The organism is Nocardia blacklockiae, assembly GCF_015477355.1.
GTDB lineage: Bacteria > Actinomycetota > Actinomycetes > Mycobacteriales > Mycobacteriaceae > Nocardia > Nocardia blacklockiae.
The window spans coordinates 636573-659513 of sequence record NZ_JADLRJ010000001.1 but is presented as its reverse complement, the minus strand read 5'-3'; the positions used below and the strand labels follow the sequence as shown (position 1 = coordinate 659513).

Here is a 22941-nt window from a genome sequence, read left to right as displayed (position 1 = left end):
GTCAGGGTTTCCTCAGCGGGTGCGGGGCGGTGTCGAGCATGGCGGCGTTCACGAGGTAGTCCCGAGTGGCCGCGCGGTCGGCGGCGACGGCGGTGAGCGTGGCGACCGCCGCGCGCAGCCGCCCCGGGTCGCCGTCCTGCACACCGGCGACCCTGGCTTCGCTGGCCGGGACGACATGATCCACCAGCACCGCGCGCCGCCGCCGCGACCACTCCGACAACGCTTCCGGCGCAACGTGTTCCGCGAGCACGTCGGCCAGCGTCCGGCCGAGATCGACCGCGTCGTGGATACCGGCGTTCATATTGAGACCGCCCGCGGTCGAGGTGAGGTGCGCCGCGTCGCCCGCGAACAGCACCCGGCCGTGCCGGAACGAGTCCAGCACGCCGCTGGCGAGGCGGTAGCGGTGCACGTCGAAGACGTCCAGGGTGGCCAGGTCGAGCCCGGCCACGCGGCGCGGCGCGGGCTCGTCGGGGGCGAGCCGCAGAATCACCCGCCAGTGGCCGGGCAGCCGCAGCAGGCTGCACGACTGGATCGGGTCACGCACGTAGGTCACCGGCGCCAGGCCCGGGAGCAGGTCGTCCAGCGGTGTGCGGGTGAAGATCCGCAACGCCTCCGTCGGGTAGACCGACCGCGGCGCGGCCACACCCAGCGCGGCGCGGACGGTGCTGTGCGCGCCGTCCGCGGCGACGAGGTACCGGGCGGACCGGTGCGCACCGTCCGCGACGCGCACACGCACGAATTCGCCTGTGTCCGTGACCGTTAGCACCTCGACGCCGAATCGGAGATCGACTTCCGAACGGGTCTCGAGGGCGGCGAGCAGCAGCGCGACCAGCTCCGACTGCTCGACGTGCAGCCGATAGGGGTACCGGGTCAGCCCGGCCAAGGTGGCCATCGCCATCTCGGCGAGTACCGCTCCGGACAGGTCGCGCCACTGCAGGCGGTCCACGACGACGCCCCGCCGCACCAGGGCCGCCGCCACCTCCAGCTCGTCGAGCAGGTCGAGAGTGGCCGGGTGGAAAGTCGCGGCGCGCGAACGCGTCACGGGCCGCGGCTCGCGCTCCAGCACCGATACCCGCACCCCGGCACGGGCCAGCATGAGGGCCGCGACCAGCCCGACCGGCCCGGCACCGACGACGATCACCGCGGCGGTCACGTCGCGACCCGGTCGGCACCGGCGCACCCCAGGCGGGCGGGCAGCCCGGCACTGTTCAGCGCCCACCACACACTGCACGTGTTGGAGGACAATACGATTCGCTCCGCGCGCGCCGTCAGCAACTCGATCGCGCGCAGCGTGCGCATGCCGGTGCCGGTCAGCAGCAGTGCCGCGTCCCGTGGCGGCGCGGCCTGCTCGACCTGGGCGACGAGCTGGTCCGTGTCGACCTCGTAGGGCGCGAAGCGGGTCCCGGCCCGGACCGCGACCACCCGGGTGATCCGCAGGCCCGCCGCCGTCCAGAACCGCTCGGCGCACGCGGTCAGCCACGGCTGGTACGGCGAGACCAGCACGAGTTCGTCGACGCCGAGGTGTGCCAGCGCGCACCTGATGGCCTCCGTGGCCGAGGCGACCGGCAGCCCGAATTCGGTACTCAGCTCGGCACATTCGCGGCGGTCGTCGGCCGGGCCGAGCAGATAGCGCGAGCCGCTGCACGCGCTGACGAAGGCGTCGAGCCGCAGCCCGCCGAACGAGCGGATCGTCTCGGGCAGCGCGGCGTTGTACCCGGACAGGCGCGCCGCCAGCGCGCGGCCGGGCTGTACCGGGAAACGGGTGACGTGCAGATCCGCCCGCGCGCCGAGCAGCCGTGCGAACTCCGGCTCCACCGCCGGATTGGCCGGGGGAACCGCCACACCCACCGCGGTCACGGCGTGCCTCCCGGCTGGTCGTGGACGAAGAGGACGCGAAGGGTGTCGGCGAGCCGGGCGTCGCGGGCCACCCGCGTTCCGAGGTCGCCGAAGAGGCCATCGATCACCCGCTGGATGGCGCGCGCCACTTCGGCGCGGGCCTCGGCGTCGAGTCCGGGCGCCCGGGTGTCCAGGCGCCGCAGTTCCGCCTCGCAGACCGCGCCCAGCCAATGCCGCAGCGACGACAGCGTTTCCGTGGCGTCCCCGTCCGCCCGCCGCTCCCCCGGTGTCGGTGACCTCCGCGCGCCACGAGCGACGACAGGGTCCGACAGCGCCGCGCTCATCGGCGGTCCGGTCGCGACGCCGTGCCTCGAGGGTCCGCGGGTATGCGTCTCACGGGTAGGTCCTCCACTCCCGGCCGCGATGCGCCGGAGGTCGAAGGTTCGACGCCGCTGCCACGACCCAGTCTCGGGCACCGTCGGACCGGGCAGGTAGTAGGGAAATCCCGCTATTGCACTCCCTACGGGAAAGCTACAAGAGGTCGTGCAGGAGGCGGCCTACCGCGTTCATGTTCTCGGGGCGGTCGAAATCGCCGTGGGCGCAGTCGACTTCGAGTACGTTGATGCGCCCGCCGATATGGGGATGCCATGCCTGTTCGAGGTCGGCCGCGGCGTCGGGGAGCCGGTTGCCGTCGGCGTCGAGGGTGGCGCCGACGATGGTCAGGTCACCGTCGTAATGGGGTGAGGTATAGCCCTCCAGCAGTCTGCTGTTGTTGATGAGGACCCGCGCCGCGCGTTGCGCCAGTTCCTGAACGACCGGGGCCTCGAGGTGCTCGCCGAATCGGTCGGCCATCCATTCCTGAAGGGCGGCCATGGCTTCCTGTTCCGAGGCGTCCGGTTGGTCGTCTGCCGGGACCGGCGGTTTGCTGTCGACGACCCCGAGAAATCCGATCGCCTCGCCGCGTTCGGTGAGACGCTGCGCCAGCGCGTGCGCGACTATTCCGCCGTAGGACCAGCCCACCAGAAAGTACGGGCCCGCACTCTGCGTGGTCAGGATTCGGTCCGCGTAATCGTCGATCATCTCCTCGAACGAGACGGCCAATGCCCCGCCGTCCAGCCCGCGCGATTGCACGGCGTGCACGGGCCGGTCGGGCAGGTGCGGTCCGAGGTGCTGGTAGAACCAGCCGAGACCGCCGCCAGGCGGCAGGCACCACAGCGGTTCCCGGGAACCGGAATCCTTCAGCACGAGCACCGGATCGAAATCGGTGCCGAATTCCCGGCCGTCGTCGAACCGGGCCGCCAATCGGGCGACCGTCGGCGCGTCGAATATCGTCCGGACCGGGACCTCCACGTCCAGTGCCGCCCGAATCCTGCTGGTGAGTCGAGTCGCCAGCAGGGAATGTCCGCCCAGCGCGAAGAAGTCGTCGTCGACGCCGACGCGGTCGAGGCCCAGAATTTCGGCGAACAACGCGGCCAGCACGCGCTCGCGTTCCGTGCTCGGCGGCCGGTATTCGTTCGCGGTGCCGAATTCCGGGTCCGGGAGGGCTTTGCGGTCCGGTTTGCCGCTCGACGTCAGCGGCATCGAGTCGAGCACCATCACCACCGCGGGCACCATGAATTCCGGCAGCCGCTCGGCGACCCATCCGCGCACGTCGGCGGCCAGCAATCCGGCCCGGGGATTGGTGGCGTAGGCCGCGACATCCGCGCCCACCGCGTGCGGCGGCAGATAGATGTCGGTGAGCGGCTGCCCGGCGGTAGCCGCGGCGTCGAGGAAGACCGCGTCCATCCGGTCGCTGTCGGCGGACCAGGTCACGGCCGTGCGATACCCGAACCGCTGTCCCAGGGCGTGCAGATCCTCGGGCAGCAACGCCTGTTCCGGCCGCTCGTCGAGGGGGCCGAGGAGGCCTTCGAAATCGACGGGTATCGAGCCGAGATGCGGAATGCCCGTGACGCGAACACCTTCGGGCCGCGGTGTTTCCAGGAGCGTCCGCAACCACGGGTGGTCGCGGAACTCGATTGCGGGCAACTCGGCTACCGATATCCGCGCCGATCCCGGCTTGCGCAGGACCACGTCGTAGCGGTACCGAGTCAGCTCGTTCACGGCGTAGCCACGCTGCAACTGGATATCGACGGCGTCGAAATCGCTTGCGCCGCGGCACAAACCCACGAAATATTCGGGCGAGAGCAGCAATTCCTGCTCGGCCGCGATATCCCGGCGCACCCGGTCGCGGACCTGCTCGGGATCGGCGGCACCGGTGCGCGCGACCTGCACCGCGGTGGCGAATTCCGCCAGCAGGGCGGCATTGCGGACGTCGCCGACGAAGACCGCGCCGCCGGGAACCAGCAGTTTCTCCAGGCGTTCGAGGACTGTCCGGAGATATCCTTCGCCGGGGAAATACTGCACCACCGAGTTCAGCACCACGGTGTCGAAGTAACCCTCGGGCAGGCCGTCGGTGTCGTCGGCGGCTCGCAGGTTCAGAGTGACGCGCGCGCCCCACTCGGCGTCCAGCGCGTCGAGTCGTTTCCGGAGCGTAGCGATGGTGGCGGCGGAGAAGTCCGTCGCCCAATACTCTTCGCAGTCCGGGGCCAGCTGCGACAGCACCAGGCCCGAACCCACACCGATCTCCAGGACGCGCCGCGGCGACAACTCACGAATGCGCTCGACCGTGGCCGCGCGCCATTCCCGCATCTGCTCCAGGGGGATCGGTTCCCCGGTGTAGCTGCTGTTCCAGCCGCCGAAATCCGCGCCGAACGCCGGGCTGTCGCCGGCCTCCCCGGCAACCGTGTACAGGTCGTCGTACACCTGCTGCCACTGCCCCACCAATTCGTCCTGGCCGACCGCCGGCCCGGACTTGTCGGCGACCACATATCCGACCAGTCGCTTGTCGCCGCGCCCGGAGTCGCGCGCCACCACCACGGCCTGCGCGACCGAAGGGTGTTGCGCCAGCGCGTTCTCCACCTCGCCGATCTCGACCCGGAAGCCACGGATCTTCACCTGATCGTCGGCACGGCCGACGAACTCCAGCTGTCCCGCGGCATTCCACCGCACCACATCGCCCGTGCGATACAGCCGCCCGCCGGAATCGAACGGGTCGGCCACGAACCGCGCGGCCGTCGTCGCGGGCCGGTCGTGATATCCGCGCGCCACCTGCGCGCCCGCCACATACAATTCCCCGGCCACTCCGACCGGAACCGGGGAAAGCCCCGAATCCAGCACATACACGCGGGCATTGCCGATCGGGGTGCCGATCGGAACGACGGCACCGGTGTCGTCGCGACCGTCGTACGCGGTGACGTACACCGTGGTCTCGGTGGGGCCGTAACCGTTCACCACGGCGATATCCGGATACTCGGCGGCCAGCTCGCCGAGCACGCTCGCCGGCAGTTCCGCGCCGCCGGAGACGATGCGCGTCAGCGTGCGCAACGGCCTGCCGGGCAGGGTCCCGGCATGGTCGAGCAGCGCCGACAGCAAGGGCGGCGTCACGAACAACCCTGTCACCGAACGGATTTCGACCAACCGCGTGAGCTCCGCCGGATCGGAACGCCGCTCACCCGCGACCACCAGCGCGGCGCCACCGCACAGGGCGGGCCAGATCTCGAGGGTCGAGGCATCGAACGCCATCGACGAATGCATCAGCATCCGTTCCCCGGCACGCACCGGCGCGGCCTGCGCGAGGAAGCACACCACATTGCGGTGCGTGACCTCCACGCCTTTCGGCACACCGGTGGAGCCGGAGGTGTAGATCAGATACGCCAGATTCCCGGGCCGCACCGCCGCGGCCGTGCCGCGCCCCTCGACCTCCGCGCTCTCGAGCATGTCCACATGCAGGCGCTCAATGTCGTTGTCCGGCAGCGTATCCGCGGTGCCGGAGTCCGTCACGACGAGCACGGGGCGCGCGTCGCCGAGGATGAAGGCCAGCCGATCCGACGGATATGCCGGGTCCATCGGCAGATACGCGCCGCCGGCCTTCAGCACGGCCAGCACGGCCGCGAGGAAGTCCGCCGACCGCGGCAAGGCCACGGCGACAACGGTATCCGGCCCGACACCCCGAGAGGCCAGGAGGCGCGCGAGCCGTTCGGCCCGCCGATCGAGTTCGCCATAGGACATCTCGTCGTCGCCCTGGATCACCGCGAGCGCCGCCGGGGTCCGGGCGGCCTGGGCCTCGAACAAGCCGATCAGGGTGGCCTCGGCGGCGATCGGGGCGGCGGTGTCGTTCCACCGCCGCAGCACCGTCTCGCGCTCGTCGTCGCGGAGGACATCGACCGACCCGACCGGCACGTCCGGATCCGAGACCAGCTGCCGCAGCAGCCGCACTAGCCGAGCGGCCATCGCCTCGACCGTCGACCGGTCGAACAGGTCGGTCGCGTACTCGACGAAGCCGTTCCACGCGTCCCCGGCCGGGGCGTCGGCGATATTGAAGAACAGGTCGAAGCGCGCGGTCGCGACGGCGGCGGGATAGGGCCGCAGTTCGACCTGCGGCAACGCGACCGTGGGCAGCGCGTTGTTCTGGAACGCGAGCGTCACCTGGAACAGCGGGTGCCGCGCGGCCGAGCGGACCGGGTTGAGCAATTCGACCAGCAGCTCGAACGGCGCGTCCTGATTCTCGTACGCGGCCAAGGCCTTCGATTTGACCTGGCGCAGAATATCGGTGAACGCCGACGCCGCGGCCACTTTCGCCCGCAGCACCCAGGTGTTGACGAAGAACCCCACCAGGTCCGCGACCGCCTCGTCGGTGCGCCCGGCGATCGGCGAGCCGATCGGGATGTCCTCTCCCGCACCGAGTTTGGCCAGCAGGACGACCAGCGCCGCTTGCAGCGCCATCGAGACCGTCGCGCCCTCGCGAGCCGCCAGGCGTTCCACTGCCGCCCTGGTCTGCGGGTCGATGTCGAACAGCACCAGATCCCCGCGATAGGACGCCACTCGGGGCCGCGGCCGGTCGGTGGCCAGCCCCAGTTCCTCCGGCAGTCCGTCGAGTTCGCGCCGCCAGTACTCGAACTGGCCGGAGACGACGCTGGCGGGGTCGTCGGTGGAACCGAGCCATTCCTGTTGCCACAGCGTGTAATCCACGTACTGCACCGGCAGCGGCGCCCAGTCCGGCGCGTGCCCGCGCAGCCGTGCCGTGTAGGCGGCGGCCAGGTCGCGCAGCAGCGGCGTCATCGACCAGCCGTCGCCCGCGATGTGGTGGATCAGCAGGACCAACACGCTCTCGTCGGGAGCGACCCGGAAGACGCTGGCCTGCAACGGAATTTCGGCGGACAGATCGAATCGTCGCCCCATCGCAGTGGTCACCGCGGCGTCCAGCGCGCCGGGGTCCACGTCGGCGACGGTCACCGGCGGCTCGACGGTGTCGGCGTCGAGCACCCGCTGCGACGGCACCCCGTCGACCTCGGCGAAAACCGTGCGCAGGCTCTCGTGCCGAGCGATGACGTCGCCGAGTGCCGCCGCGAACGCCACCGGATCGAAGACGCCGGTGAGGCGGGCGGCGAGGGGAATGTTGTAGGTGGCCGACGGGCCTTCGAGCCGGTGGATGAACCAGAGCCGCCGCTGCGCGAACGACAACGGCACGACCTCGGGCCGGGGCCTGGGCGTCAGCGGCGGGCGCACCTGCGCGTGCGCGTCCAGCCGGGTCGCCAGGTGCGCCACCGTGGGCGCGTCGAAGACCGTCCGGATGGACACCTCGGTCGCCAGTTCCGCCCGGATCCGGCTGACGAGGCGGGTGGCCAGCAGCGAGTGGCCGCCCAGTTCGAAGAAGTTGTCGTCCACGCCGACTCGATCGAGTCCGAGTACCTCGGCGAACAATTCGGCCAAGACCCGCTCGCGGTCGTCGCCCGGGGCGCGGTATCGCGCCGAGGAGGCGAGTTCGGGCCGCGGCAGTGCCGCGCGGTCGAGTTTTCCGTTGGCGGTCAACGGAATCGACTCGATCACCGTCACCACGGCCGGCACCATGAATTCCGGGAGCCGGTCGGCCACCCACCGGCGGACCTCGCCGCCGTCGACCGGACTGCCCGCTTCGGCGACGACGAAGGCGATCAGCTGTTTGCCGCCGGAACCGGTGTCGCGCGTGGACACCACGGCCTGGGCCACCGAACGATGCTGCGCGAGTGCGGCTTCCACTTCTCCCGGCTCGACCCGGAAGCCGCGGATCTTCACCTGGTCGTCGACACGGCCTACGAATTCCAACTCCCCCAACGCATTCCACCGCACCACATCACCGGTGCGATACAGCCGCCCGCCCGAGCCGAACGGATCCGCCACGAACCGCGCCGCCGTCAACGCCGCCCGGCCGAAATAGCCTCGAGCCACCTGCTCCCCCGCCACAAACAGCTCACCCTCCACACCCACCGGAACCGGCCGCAACCACGAATCCAGCACGAACACACGCACGTTCCCCAGCGGACGCCCGATCGGAACGGTCGCGCCCGCAACGGTTTCCGTGGCGTCGAAGGCCCGGCCGACGGCGAAGGTCGTCGTCTCGGTCGGCCCGTACACGTGCACGAGGCGCGTTCCCGGCGAGTTCCGCAGCGCTCGCCGGAAGACCTCCGGCGGCATGTCCTCGCCGCCGGTCCACACCTCCCGGAGTCGAGCGAGCGACTCGGGATGCTCGTCGGCGAGGATCTCGAACAACCGGGTGGTGAAGAACGCCGCCGTGACCGTGTGCGCGGTCAGCAACCGGGCCAGTGCCGCGACGTCGGCGTGCGCCGCGGGGGCGACGACCACGCGGCCGCCGCCGAGCAGCGGCACCCAGATCTCGTAGGTGGAGGCGTCGAAGGCGACCGAGGAATGCATCAGCACGCGGCCGTGCGCCTCGCCCCGCCACCCGGGTCCGGCCGCGAACGCCACCACGTTCCGATGAGTCACCGCAACGCCTTTGGGCGCGCCCGTGGAGCCGGACGTGTAGATCAGGTAGGCCAGGTGCTGCGGGCGCACCGCCACGACGGGAACGGCACCGGGCACGTCGTCGGTGTCCACGGCGTCGAGCCGCAACCGCGGTATCCCGTTGTCGGGCAGGATGTTCGCGCCGTCGCGGTCGGTGACGACGACCACCGGGGCGGCGTCGGCGAGCACGAACGCCAGCCGATCGGACGGATAGGCCGGATCGATGGGCAGATATCCGCCCCCGGCCTTCAACACCGCCAGCAGCGCCACGATCAGTTCCGGCGATCTCGGCAACGCCACCGCGACCACGGCGTCGGCGACGACCCCGTGCGCGATCAGGTCGCGGGCAAGCCGATCGGCCCGGCGGTCGAGGTCGCGATACGTCAGCTCCGTGTCGCCGCACGCGACCGCCACCGCGTCCGGGGTCGCCGCGACCTGTTCCCGGAACCGCCCGACCACCGTGGTGTCGGGAATCTCGGCGCGCGCCTCGTTCCACCGATGCAGCACCGATTCGCGTTCCCCGTCGCCGAGCACGTCGATCGACCGCAGCACGATATCCGGATTCGACGCCAGCTGTTCGAAGATCCGCGCCAGTCGCCGCGCCGTCGCCTCGGCCGTGGCCCGCTCGAACGTGTCGGTGCGGTATTCGAGATGCACGCGGACGGTCGCGGCGGCATTGACGACCAGTGTCATCGAATAGTGCGACGGCGTCTCGGAATTCACGTCCTCGATGGCGATGCCGCTGTCGGCCGCGCCCTGCCCGATGCCCGCCTGGTCGACGGGATAGGACTCGAAGCCGATGAGCGTGTCGAACAGGACGGGCAATCCCACGCCCTGCTGGATGTCGCTCAATCCGACATGGTGATGATCGAGCAGAGCGGCCTGCCGGGCCTGTAGATCCGTCAGCACGTCGGCGAGGGTGTCGCGCGGGCCGAACCGCATCCGGACGGGCACGGTGTTGATGAACAGGCCGACCATCGAATCCACGTCCGGCACGGCGGGCGGACGGCCCGAGACGGTCGCCCCCGCGAGGACGTCGCGGCGACCGGTGGACACCGCCAGCAGCAGTCCCCACGCCGCCTGGACGACGGTGTTCATCGTGACCCCGAGCGCCCTGGCCCGCCGGCCCAGCGCCGAGACCGTCTCGGCGGTCAAGTCTACGTCGACGCGTTCGACCCCGGAGGACTCGGAAGCGAGTGCGCCACCGGGCATTCCGATGCTGTCGGCGAGAAGCGTGGGTTCCTCGACCCCGTGGAGTTCGCGCACCCATGCCGCGATGCCCGCGTGGTGGTCCTGCCGGTGCAGCCACCGCAGGAAGTCTCGATAGTCGGGGGCTGCGGGCAGGCGGGAGTCACCATCGGAACCGTAGAGCCGCAACAGGTCCCGGATCACCAGCGGCAGCGACCAGCCGTCGAGCAGTACGTGATGTGCGGTGACCACCAGTTCGGATCGCAGCTCGGCCGTCCGGACGAGCGTCAGCCGCAGCAGCGGCGGGGTGGTCATGTCGAAATGCGCATTCCGATCCGCGTCCAGCAGCTCCCGCAGCGCCGCGGCCCGGCCTGCCTCGTCGAGATCCCGGAGATCCACCGCGCGCCAGGGCAATTCCACTTCGTCGAGCACCACCTGAACCGGCGCACCCGCGGAATCGGACGCGAAACCGACCCGCAGCGTGGGATACCGGTCGAGCACGCCCTGACCCGCGGCGCGCATCCGGGCCGGATCGATCCGCCCGGCCAAGCCGAACACCACCTGCATGTGATAGGCGTCGAAGCCGGTGTCGGCGAGCCCGTGGTGGAACAGCAGCCCCGACTGCATCGAAGTCGGCGGCCACACGTCCGCCAGGCCCGGGTATCGCCGTTCCAAGGTCTGGATTTCGTTGTGCGTCAGCTCCACCAGCGGCAGGTCCGTCGGCGTCAATCCGCCCGCGCCGGGTGTCGCGGCGTGGTGTGCCATCCCGAGCACCGCGTCGCGCCACAGCTCGGCCAGCTCCCGCACCTCGGGCCGCGTGAGCACGCCCGCGGGTGCGGCGAAGACCGCCCGCAGTTCCGGTCCGGCATCGGTGCCGACCACCATGGCGCTCACCTCCAGCGCCGACAGCACCGGCATCGCCGCCAGCGCGGGGTCGAGGGGCGTGATCATCGCTCCGGCGTCGGACGAAGGCAGCCAACCGGTTTCGCGCGATCGCCGCTCACCCAGATCCGCCGAGTCGAACCGGCCGAGGTAGTTGAACCCGATCTGCGCGGCCGGGAACTCGCGCAACTCGGCCGCGGTCTCGGGGTTCAGATAGCGCAGCAGTCCGAAACCGATGCCTTTGTCCGGCACCGCCCGCAGCTGCTCCTTGATCGACGCGAGCAAGGTGCCCGCGGCGTCGCCGCCCGCGCGGAGTCCGTCCCAGTCCGTCGCGGCGGCCTTCAGCCGTACTGGGTACACGCTGGTGAACCAGCCGACAGTGCCCGACAGGTCGGCCCCCTGCACGGTATCCTCCTCGCGCCCATGGCCTTCCAGTTTCAGCAGGACCGACTCCTCGGACACGTCGCGCGCCGCGCGCCAGCGGACGAGCGCCGCCGCCAGGGCCGCCAGCAGCCCGTCCTCGACGCTGCCGTGGAACGCCGCGGGCAATCGGGACACCAGGGATTCGGTCTCGGCCACCGGAATCGGCACCTCGACGTGCTGGAGCGTGGCCAGGACATCGACCTCGCGCGACAGCGGCCGCGCGCCCAGCAGCGGATCTGGACCGTCGAGAACCGCACGCCACCACGGGAGTTCGGCCACCCGCTCCGGCCGGGCCGCCGCCTCGGCCAGCCCGTGCGCCCAGCGCCGCAACGACGTTCCAGGCGGCGCGAACACCGGCTCCGCTCCGGCCGAGACGGCCTGCCAGGCGGAAGCCAGGTCCGGCAACAGGATTCGCCACGACACACCATCGACCACCAGATGATGCGCCACGATCGCCAGTCGTCCCGCCCGCTCCGGACCGGCGTCGAACCACACGAACCGCATCATCACCCCGGCCGCCGGCGCCAACCGGCCGACCGCCGCCTCCAGCTGCGCGGCGAGCGCGTCCGCGGCCGGGGGCTCGGCGACCTCGACCCGATGCAGCCACGTCCCGGCATCCACCGAACCGGGCGGGGCGATCTCGAGTCCCGGGCCCCGCTCGTCGTCGACCAGCCGCGACCGCAGCGCGTCGTGCCGATCGAGCAGCGCGGTCAGTGTCGCCACCAAGCCCGCGCGGTCGACACCCACCGGCAGGTCGAGCACCATCGACTGGTTGAAACCGTCGAAACCGGCTCCCAGCTCGCGCACGAACCGTGCCACGGGCAGCAGCGGCAGCCAGCCCACCGCCGCGCCCTCGGGTTCGCGCGGCACCGGATCCGTCGCGCGGCCGCCGGCGACCGCGGCCAGAGCGGCGACCGTCCGCCGCTCGAACACCTCCCGCGGGCTCACGACCACGCCCAGCGCCCGTGCCCGCGACACCACCTGGATGGAACGGATACTGTCCCCGCCCAATTCGAAGAAGCTGTCGTCCGCCCCGACCCGCTGCACTCCCAGCACCTCGGCGAACACGGCCGCCAGCACCTGCTCCTCGGTGGTGTGCGGCGCCCGGTAGCGGGCGGACGACGCCACTTCCGGGGCGGGCAGGGCGCGGCGGTCGACCTTGCCGGTGGCGGTCAACGGAATCGAGTCGAGCACCGTCACCACACTCGGCACCATGAACTCCGGCAGCCGCTGGGAGACGAACTCGCGCAACCTGATTCCGTCGAGCCCGGCCGCGCCGGTGTGGCGGGGAACGACATAGCCGATCAGCTGTTTGCCGCCGGTGCCGGTGTCCAGCGCGGTGACCGCGGCGCGGGCGACCGAAGGGTGCTGCGCCAGTGCGGCTTCCACCTCGCCCGGCTCCACCCGGAAGCCACGGATCTTCACCTGGTCATCCGCGCGGCCCGCGAACTCCAGCTGCCCCCCGGCATTCCACCGCACCACGTCGCCCGTGCGGTACAGCCGCCCGCCCGTACCGAACGGATCCGCCACGAACCGCGCCGCCGTCAGATCCGGCCGGCCGAGATAGCCCCGAGCCAGCTGTGCTCCGGCCACATACAGTTCGCCCTCGACGCCGACCGGGACCGGCCGCAGCCACGAATCCAGCACGTACACACGGGTGTTCGCCACCGGGGCGCCGATCGGCACCGTGCCCTCGACGTCGTCGGGGACGGCGAACGACGTCACGTCGACCGTCGCCTCGGTCGGGCCGTAGAGGTTGTCGATCCGGCCGCCGCACACCGAACGCACCGCGTCGACCAAGCTCGCGGTGAGCGTGTCCGCGCCCGTGTTCACCTGCGTCAGACTCCGGAAGGGCTTGCGCTCCAACGGCTCCGCGTACTCGACGAGTGCCGACAGCAGCGGCGGCGTCGCGAACATCCGCGTGACGGACCGCGTGTCGATCAATCGGATGATCTCGGCCGGATCGGAGCGCCGCTCGGTCGCCATCACCAGGGTCGCGCCGCCGCACAACGCGGGCCAGATCTCATACGTCGACGCGTCGAACGCCACCGACGAATGCGCCAGCACCCGCTCCCCCGGCCCCGCCGACCATGCCTGCGCCACCAGGTTCACGACGTTACGGTGCGTGATGCCAACACCTTTCGGCGTGCCGGTGGACCCGGAGGTGTAGAGGACATACGCCAGGTTCCGCGGGTGCGCCGCGGCCGGGCGCGCTCCGCCGTCCGCCACGCCGAGGTCGTCGAGATACAGGTGCGGTACGGCGTTGCGCGGCAAGCGATCCGCCGTCGGCCGGTCGGTGACCAGCACGACCGGGTCGGCGTCCGCGAGGACGAACGCCAGCCGATCCGCGGCGTAGGCGGGATCGACCGGCAGGTACGCGCCACCGGCTTTCACCACCGCCACCAGTGCCACGAGTAGTTCCACGGACCTCTCCAGCGCCACCGCCACCAGCGTGTCCGGGCCGACGCCGCGGGTGACCAGTGCGCGCGCCAGCTCGGCGGCCCGGGCATCGAGGCGCCGGTACGTCAGCTCGGTGTCGCCGCAGACGACGGCCACGGCGTCGGGAGTGCGGGCCACCCGCGCGTCGAACAGTCCGGCGAGCGTGGTGTCCGGCAGCTCGGCGGCGGTCTCGTTCCAGCGGCGCAGCACCACCTCGCGTTCGTCGCCGAGCAGGTCGATCGCGCCCACCGGCACGGTCACATCCGACGCGACCTGCTCGAATATCCGCACCAGCCGCCGCGCGACGGCCTCGATCTCGGAGCGGCCGAACATGTCGGTGCGGAATTCCAGGCGCAGCGTCAGATCGGGGGCCGCCCCGGCGACGACGGTCAGCGGGTAGTGCGTCGGCGCGGTGGGCCGCAGCTCGGTCAGCTCCAGGCCGCTCGCGGCGACGGCCGCGCCGATTCCGGACCGGTCGACGGGATAGGACTCGAAGCCGATCAGGGTGTCGAACAAGGCGTTCAGGCCGACGGCTCGGTGAATCTCGCTCAGACCGACATGGTGGTGGTCCAGCAGGGCGACCTGGCGGGACTGCAGATCGGTCAGCACGTCGGCGAGGGTGTCGCCGTGCTCGAACCGCACCCGCACCGGCACGGTGTTGATGAACAGGCCGACCATCGAGTCCACGCCCGGCAGCGCGGGCGGCCGCCCCGAGACGGTCGTGCCGGCCACCACGTCGCGGCGGCCGGTGGACGCGGCCAGCAGGATGCCCCACGCCGCCTGCACGACCGTGTTCACCGTGACCCCGAGTTCGGCGGCCCGCCCGCTTAGCGCCCGCGCGGTCGCCGCGGGCAACGGCACCTCGACCTTCTCGACCGCCGCGGGCACGGCGTCGTCGACGCCACCGGCGAGCATCGTGGGTTCTTCGAAGCCGTCGAGTTCCTCGGCCCAGGCCCGCAGTCCCGCACCGGAATCCGAGCGGCGCAACCACGCCAGGAATTCGCGATAGCCGGGTACCGGCGGGAGATCCGCGGGATCGCCGCCGGAACCGTAGAGGCGCAACAGGTCTCGGATGAGCAGCGGCAGCGACCAGCCGTCGAGCAGCAGGTGGTGGGCGGTGAACACCAGTTCCGAGCGTCGCTCGCCGGTCGGCACCAGGGTGAGCCGCAGCAGCGGCGGATTCGCCACGTCGAAGGGCGCGTGCCGGTCCTCGGCCAGCAGCGGCTCGAGCGCCGCGGCCCGCTCCTCCTCGTCGTAGTCGCGCAAATCGACTACGCGCCAGGGCAATTCGACCTCGGACACGACCACCTGCACCGGAGCTCCGCCCGCGTCCTCGGCGAAGCCGACCCGCAGATTCGGATACCGGTCGAGCAGCGCCTGCCCGGCCGCGCGCATCCGGTCGGGGTCCACCGTTCCGGTCAGGCCGAACACCACCTGGAGATGGTAGAAGTCCGGACCCTTGCCTGCCAGTGCGCGATGGAACAGCAACCCCGCCTGCATCGAGGTCACCGGCCAGACCTCCGCCAGACCCGGATACCGCCCCTCGAGGACGTCGATCTCGTGCTGCGCCAGCCGCACCAGCGGCAGGTCCGACGGCGTCAGGCCGCCCGCGCCCGAGCCGACGGCGTGCCGGGCGATGCCCAGTGCCGCGGACCGCCACAGCTCGGCCAGCTCCTCCGTGTCCGCCGGAGCCAGTACGCCCGACGGCGACGCGAACACCGCCCGCAGGACCGGACCGGCGGCGGTGTCGACGACCATCGTGGTGACGTCGACGACGGCCGGCGCGGGCATGGCCGCGTCCTGCGCCGCCGCGGGTTCGCAATCCCCTTGGGCCGGAGTCCATCCCGCACCTCGCAGTCGACTCGGGAGCAGGTCTGTCGAGGTCAACCTGCCGAGGTGGTTGAACCCGAGCTGCCCGGCCGGGTACGGCCGCAGTTCCGCGGCGGTGTCGGGGTTCAGGTAGCGCAGCATCCCGTAGCCGATGCCCCGGTCCGGCACCGCGCGCAACTGCTCCTTGGCGGACTTGATCGAGGCGCCCGCCGCGGGGCCACCCGCGCAGAGCTGGTCCCACGCGGCCGCGTCCGCACCCAGCCGCACCGGGAAGACGCTGGTGAACCAGCCGACGGTGCCGGACAGGTCGGCGCCCGGCACGGTGTCCTCCTCGCGGCCGTGTCCTTCGAGCCGGATCAGCACCGATTCCTCGGACACCCCTCGCGCGCGCCGCCAGGCCGTCACCGCCGCCGCCAGCGCGGCCAGCAGGCCGTCCGCCGCGCCGCCGTGGAACACCGCGGGCAGTGTGGTCGTCAGCGCCTCGGTCTCGCTCGCGGGTAGTTCGACCACCGTCCGGTGCACGGTGCCCATGACATCGAGGCGCGGGTCCAGCGGCCGGGCGCCCAGCATCGGGTCGGGTCCGTCGAGAACCGAACGCCACCAAGGCATCTGCTCGGTCAGCGCGGGCGTGGCGGCCCGTTCGGCCAGTCCGTGCGCCCAGCGCCGCATCGAGGTGCCCGCCGGCGACCACACCGGCCGCGACCCGGACGACACCGCCTGCCACGCGAAGACCAAGTCCGGCAGGAGGATTCGCCAGGACACGCCGTCGATCACCAGGTGGTGGGCGATGATCGCCAGGCGGCCGGAGCGCGCCGGACCGGCGTCGAACCAGACGAATTGCAGCACGATTCCGGCCGCGGGAGCCAACCGGCCGACCGCGGCGTCCAGGTGTCCGGCGGCGACGTCGGGACGCAGACGCTCGGTCGCGTCGACGCGGTGCAGCCATGTCGCGGCGTCGACCGAACCGGGTGGGGCGATCTCGAGTCCCGGGCCGCGCTCGTCGTCGACCAGCCGCGCCCGCAGGGCGTCGTGCCGGTCGATCACCGCCGTCAGCGTCGCCACCAGACCGGCCCGGTCGATGCCCACCGGCAGTTCCAGGGTCATGGACTGGTGGCAGCCGTCGAACCGACCGCCCAGCTCCCGCACGAATCGCGCGGCCGGGAGCAACGGCAGCCACCCCACCGCGTCGCCGTCCGGCTCGTCCGCCACCGCGTCCGCGGGCTCCGCCGCCACCTGCGCCAGGGCCGCCACGGTCCGGCACTCGAACACCTGCCGGGGGCTGACTTCGACGCCGAGTGCGCGCGCCCGGGACACCACCTGGATGGAACGGATGCTGTCCCCGCCCAATTCGAAGAAGCTGTCGTCCGCCCCGACCTGTTCCAGTCCGAGCACCTCGGCGAATACGGTGGCGAGCAGCCGCTCGCGCCGGGTGCGCGGCGCGCGGTGCGGGGTCGACGCGATGAACTCCGGTTCCGGCAGCGCGGCGCGGTCGAGTTTTCCGCCGGTGGTCAGCGGCATCGACGCGAGCACCGTCACGGTCGCGGGCACCATGAATTCCGGCAGTCGCGCGGCCGCGAACCCGCGGACGTCCGCGCCGTCGACCGCCTCGCCGGTCACGTAGCCGATCAGCTGGGTCGCGCCGGTCCCGGTGTCGCGCACCACCACCGCCGCCTGCGCCACCGAAGGATGTTGTGCCAGTGCGGCTTCCACCTCGCCGGGCTCGACCCGGAAGCTGCGGATCTTGACCTGATCGTCGGTGCGGCCGACGAATTCCAACTCCCCCGCGGGATTCCACCGCACCACGTCGCCCGTGCGGTACAACCGCCCGCCCGGATCGAAGGGGTCGGCCACGAATCGCGCCGCGGTCAGCGCGGCCCGGCCCCGGTAGCCGCGGGTCACCTGGGCACCGGCCACGTACAACTCGCCGGGCACCCGCGCCGGGACGGGACGCAGCCGGGAGTCCAGGACGTAGACGCGCGTATTCGCCACGGGCACACCGATGGGCACGACGCCCGTCACGTCGTCGGGCACGCGCGACGCCGTCACGTGCACCGTCGCCTCGGTCGGTCCGTACAGGTTGTCGACGCGGATCTCGCCCCACTGCGCGCGCAGGGATCGCACCAGTGCCGCGGACAGCGCGTCGGCACCGCTGCTGATCCGCCGCAGGCTCCGAAAAGGATTGTCGGGCAACGACTTCGTGTAATCCAGCAACGCCGACAGCAAGGGCGGCGTCGCGAATATCTCGGTCAGCGCCCCGGTCCGCGCCCACCGGGCGATCTCGGCCGGGTCCGAGCGCCGCGCGCCCGCGACCACCACGGCCGCGCCGCCGCACAGGGCAGGCCAGATCTCGTAGGTCGAGGCATCGAACGCCACCGAGGAATGCGCCAGCACCCGGTCCCCGGCGCTCACGGGCCACGCGTGCGCGATCAGGTTGACGACGTTGCGATGCGTGACCTCCACGCCCTTCGGGCGGCCCGTCGAACCGGAGGTGTAGATCAGGTACGCCAGCTGCCCCGGCCGCACCGTCGCGAGCCCATCGGGGGCGAGCCCCGCGGTGACGTCGAGGGCGTCGAGACACAGTCGCGGTAAGTCGTTGTGCGGCAGCGCTTCCGCGGTAGCCGTGTCGGTGAGGACGACCACGGGCGCGGCGTCGGCCAGGACGAAGTCCAGGCGGTCCGGCGGATCGGCCGGATCGAGGGGCAGGTATCCGCCGCCCGCCTTCAGCACCGCCAGCAATGCCACGACAAGATTCGCGGAGCGCGGCAATGCCACCGCGACAACGGCTTCCGGGCCGACGCCGCGCGCGCTCAGCGCGTGCGCGAGCGCGTCGGCCCGGGCGTTCGTCTCCCGGTAGGTCAGCTCGGCGTCCGCGTCGACGACCGCGACGGCGTCCGGCGTCCGAGCGGCCTGCGCTCGGAACAGTTCGACCAGCGTAGTGTCGGCGATCTCGGTGGTCGTGTCGTTCCACCGCCGCAGGATCAGGTCCCGTTCGTCGGCGGCGAGCACGTCGAGGGATCCGATCGGCACGCCCGGTTCCCCGGCCAGCTGCCGCAGCAGCCGCACCAGACGTCCCGCGAGGGCCTCGACCGTGGACCGATCGAACAGCTCGGTGGCGAATTCGACGAGCCCGCCCCAGTCCTGCCCGGCCGGGGCGTCGGCGATGGTGAACGACAGGTCGAACCGCGCGGTGCCGGTGGACGCGGCATAGGGTTCGACACCGGCCCCCGGGAGTTCCAGCCTGGGCAGCGTGTTGTTCTGGAATGCCAGCAGTACCTGGAACAACGGGTGGTGCGCCGCCGAGCGCGCCGGATCGAGCAATTCGACCAGCAATTCGAACGGGACGTCCTGATTCTCGTACGCCCCCAATGCCTTCGCCTGCACCTGCGCCAGCAGCTCGGTGAACGACCCGTCCGGGTCCACGTGCGCCCGCAGCACCCAGGTGTTGACGAAGCAGCCGACCAGCTCGGTCAGCGCCTCGTCGGTGCGACCGGCGATCGGCGAGCCGATCGGGATGTCCTGTCCCGCACCGAGTTCGAACAGCAGCACTGACAGGGCCGCCTGCAGGACCATCGACGCCGTCGCGCCCTCGCGGGCGGCCAGGCGTTCCACCTCGGCGCGCGTGTCGGCCTCGATGCCGAAAGCCACCACGTCCCCGCGGTAGCCGGCCGTCCGGGGGCGGGGGCGATCGGTGGGCAGCCGCAGCTGCTCGGGCACACCCGCCAGTTCCTGCCGCCAGTACTCGAACTGCCTCGACAGCACGCTGTCCGGGTCGTCCGCCGAGCCGAGCAATTCCCGTTGCCACAGTGTGTAATCCACGTACTGCACCGGCAGCGGCTCCCAATCCGGCGCACCGCCGCGGCTGCGTGCCGCGTAGGCGGTCGACAGATCGCGCAGCAGTGTCGCCGCCGACCAGCCGTCGGCGGCGATGTGGTGCAGCAGCAGCACCAGTACGCAGTCGCCGTCCGCACGGAAGACGGTGGCGCGCAACGGAATCTCCGACGCCAGGTCGAATTCGTGGCGCACCGCCGCGGTGACCGCCGCCGCGAGTTCGGCCGCGGTCGTCTCGGTGACCGTGAGCGGCGGCCGGGCGCGGTCGGCGGCCCGGATCCGCTGGGCGGGCACGCCGTCGACCTCGGCGAAGACCGTGCGCAAACTCTCGTGCCGGGCAACGACATCCCCGAGTGCGGCCTCGAGCGCCGGGATGTCCAGCCGGCCGATCAGGCGTGCCGTCACCGGGATGTTGTAGGTGGCCGACGGTCCTTCCAGCCACTGGATGAACCACAGCCGCCGCTGCGCGAACGACAGCGGGATCGGTTCGGGCCGCTGCCGGACGGTCAAGGCGGGGCGGACCTGAACGTCGCTGTCACACCGTCGCGCGAGCCGCGCGACGGTCGGAGCGTCGAACACCGTCCGAATCGGCACCTCGATGCCCAACGTCGCCCGGATCCGGCTCACCAACCGCGTAGCCAGCAACGAATGCCCGCCCAAGGCGAAGAAACTGTCGTCCACCCCCACCCGGTCGACCCCGAGAACATCGGCGAACAGCTCGGCCAGAATCCGCTCGCGCTCGCTGCCGGGTGCCCGGTACGCCACCGCGGAGGCGATCTCGGGAACGGGCAGCGCGTCGCGATCGACTTTTCCGTTGAGGGTCAACGGGATCGAGTCGACCACCAACAAGGCGGCCGGGACCATGAAGTCCGGCAGTCGCCCGGCGGCGAACTCGCGCACCCGGTTTCCGTCGAGTGCGCCGGACGCCGCGTCCGCGACCACATAGGCGACGAGCCGCTTGTCCCCGGATACGGTGTCGCGCAACAACACCACGGCCTGCGAGACCGACGGGTGCTGCGCCAGTGCGGCTTCCACCTCACCGGGCTCCACCCGGAAGCCGCGAATCTTTACCTGATCGTCGGCGCGGCCCACGAACTCCAGCTCGCCGGTAGCGTTCCACCGCACCACGTCACCGGTGCGATACAACCGGCCGCCCGTGTCGAACGGGTCGGCCACGAACCGGGTCGCGGTCAGATCCGACCGGCCGAGGTAGCCGCGCGCCAACTGCGCTCCGGCCACATACAACTCGCCCGCGACGCCGACCGGTACCGGTCGCAACGACGAATCCAGCACGTACACACGGGTGTTCGCCACCGGAGTGCCGATCGGCACCGTCACGTCCACCCCGTCCGGCACGACCGCGGACGTCACGTCGACCGTCGCCTCGGTCGGGCCGTACAGATTGTCGATCCGCACACCGGGGCACAGGGCCCGCACCACATGGACCAGTCCCGCGGTGACGGTGTCGGCGCCGGTATTCACCTGCGCCAGAGTGCGAAAGACGGGCTCCGGCAAGGATTCCGCGTGCTCGGCCAGTGCCGACAGCAGCGGCGGCGTCGCGAACATCTTGGTCACCGACCGCGTCCCGGCCAGCCGCGTGATCTCCGCCGGGTCCGAACGCCGCTCGGTCGCCATCACCAGGGTCGCGCCGCCGCACAACGCGGGCCAGATCTCATACGTCGACGCGTCGAAAGCCACCGACGAATGCGCCAGCACCCGCTCCCCCGGCCCCGCCGACCACGCCTGCGCCACCAGATTCACCACGTTGGCGTGGGTGACAGCAACGCCTTTCGGCCTGCCCGTGGACCCGGAGGTGTACATCACGTAGGCCAGATTCCGCGGGCGCACCGCGACATCCGGTGCGGGCGCGGCACTCTCGGCCGCGTCGAGGCGCTCGACGTAGAGCGGTGCCGCCGTCGGCGGCAGCGTGTCCGCCGTCGCCGGATCGGACACGACGAGGACGGGTTCGGCGTCGGCGAGGATGAACGCCAGCCGCTCGGAGGGATACGCCGGATCGACCGGCAGGTACGCGGCCCCGGCCCGCAGCACCGCCAGCAACGCCACGATCAGCTCCGCGGACCGCGGCAATGCCACCGCGACCACGTCGTCGGGTCGCACGCCGCGCGCGACCAGGTCCGCGGCCAGCCGCGCCGCCCGGACATCCAGGTCCCGATAGGAGAGCGCGTCGTCACCGCACAGCACGGCGGCCGCCGCCGGTGTCCGCGACGCCTGGGCGCACACCAGCTCCGGCAGCGTGGCGTCCGGGACCTCGACGGCCGTGTCGTTCCATCGGCGCAGCAGCAGGTCGCGCTCCGCGTCGTCCAGGACATCGATAGCGCCCACGGCGACATCCGGATTCGCCGTCGCCCACCGCAGCACGCGCACCAGCCGGGCCGCGATCGCCGCCACCGTGGATCGGTCGAACAGGTCCGTGGAGTATTCGACATGGGCGTTCCAGCCGCCGGTCGCGGGTGCGTCACCGATGTTGAACACCAGATCGAACTGGGAGGTCAGGGCGTCCAAGGGATACGGCTCGAAGACGATTCCCGGCAGCTCCAGCGCCGGCGCGGCATTGTTCTGGACGCTCAGCAGCACCTGGACCAGCGGATGGTGCGCCGTGGAGCGGACCGGGTCGAGCATTTCGACCAGCAGCTCGAACGGCAGGTCCTGATTCTCGTAGGCGGCCAGGGCCTTCGCCTTGACCTGGCCTAGAATGTCGGTGAAGCGCGCCCCCGGCGTCACCTCGGTCCGCAGGACCCAGGTGTTGACGAAGAATCCCACCAGCTCGGTCAGCGCCTCGTCGGTCCGTCCGGCGATCGGCGAGCCGATCGGAACATCCTCTCCCGCACCGAGTTTGGCCAGCAGCACGGCCAGGGCCGATTGCAGGACCATCGACACCGACGCCGCCTCGCGGGCGGCCAGGCGCTCCACCGCGGCACGCAGGTCGGCGTCGATTCCGACGACCATGACGTCCCCGCGCGAGCCCGGCTGCCGAGGCCGGGGGCGATCGGTCGGCAGGCACAACTGCTCGGGCAGTCCCGCCAATTCGCGCCGCCAGTACTCGAACTGCTGGGACAGCACGCTGTCCGGGTCGTCCGCCGAGCCCAGCAGCTCCCGCTGCCACAGCGTGTAGTCGACGTACTGCACCGGCAGCGGCTCCCAGTCCGGCGCACCGCCCCGGCTGCGTGCCGCGTAGGCGACCGAGAGGTCCCGCAGCAGCGGCGCCATCGACCAGCCGTCCCCGGCGATGTGATGGATCAGCAGCAGCAGCACGTATTCGGCTGTGCCGCATCGCAGGACGGTGACTCGCAGCGGGATCTCGGCCGCCAGATCGAACGGGTGCCGGGCCGCCTCGGCGATCACCGCGTCCGCCTGGTCGGCGGCCACGTCGGCCAGCGTGATCGGGACCTCGACGCTATCGGCGTCGAGCACCTGCTGGGCGGGCACGCCGTCGACCTCGACGAAGACGGTGCGCAGGCTCTCGTGCCTGGTCACGACGTCAGCGACGGCGGCGGCGAAGGCCGATTCGTCGAGCGCGCCGCGCAGCCGGACGGCCACGGGCATGGTGTACGCGGCGGACGGGCCGTCCAGCCGGTCGATGAACCACAGCCGACGCTGCGCGAACGACAGCGGGATCAT

At 71.5% G+C, this 22941-nt stretch carries 4 protein-coding genes; all 4 read right to left on the bottom strand.

Annotation, left to right across the window (positions count from 1 at the left end):
* Position 1: 1 nt before the first annotated feature.
* Positions 2-1153, bottom strand: a complete 1152-nt coding sequence (locus tag IU476_RS36960; RefSeq protein WP_324193833.1) for an FAD-dependent oxidoreductase — start codon at positions 1151-1153, stop codon at positions 2-4.
* Positions 1150-1857, bottom strand: a complete 708-nt coding sequence (locus IU476_RS35845) for a maleate cis-trans isomerase family protein (RefSeq protein WP_195096176.1) — start codon at positions 1855-1857, stop codon at positions 1150-1152. The genes IU476_RS36960 and IU476_RS35845 overlap by 4 nt, the downstream gene beginning before the upstream one ends.
* Entirely contained in the window at positions 1854-2180 is a 327-nt protein-coding gene (locus IU476_RS02855) for a glutamyl-tRNA reductase (RefSeq protein ID WP_195096175.1), read from the bottom strand. The genes IU476_RS35845 and IU476_RS02855 overlap by 4 nt, the downstream gene beginning before the upstream one ends.
* A gap of 187 nt (positions 2181-2367) precedes the next feature.
* Positions 2368-22941, bottom strand: a complete 20574-nt coding sequence (locus IU476_RS02850) for a non-ribosomal peptide synthase/polyketide synthase (RefSeq protein WP_195096173.1) — start codon at positions 22939-22941, stop codon at positions 2368-2370.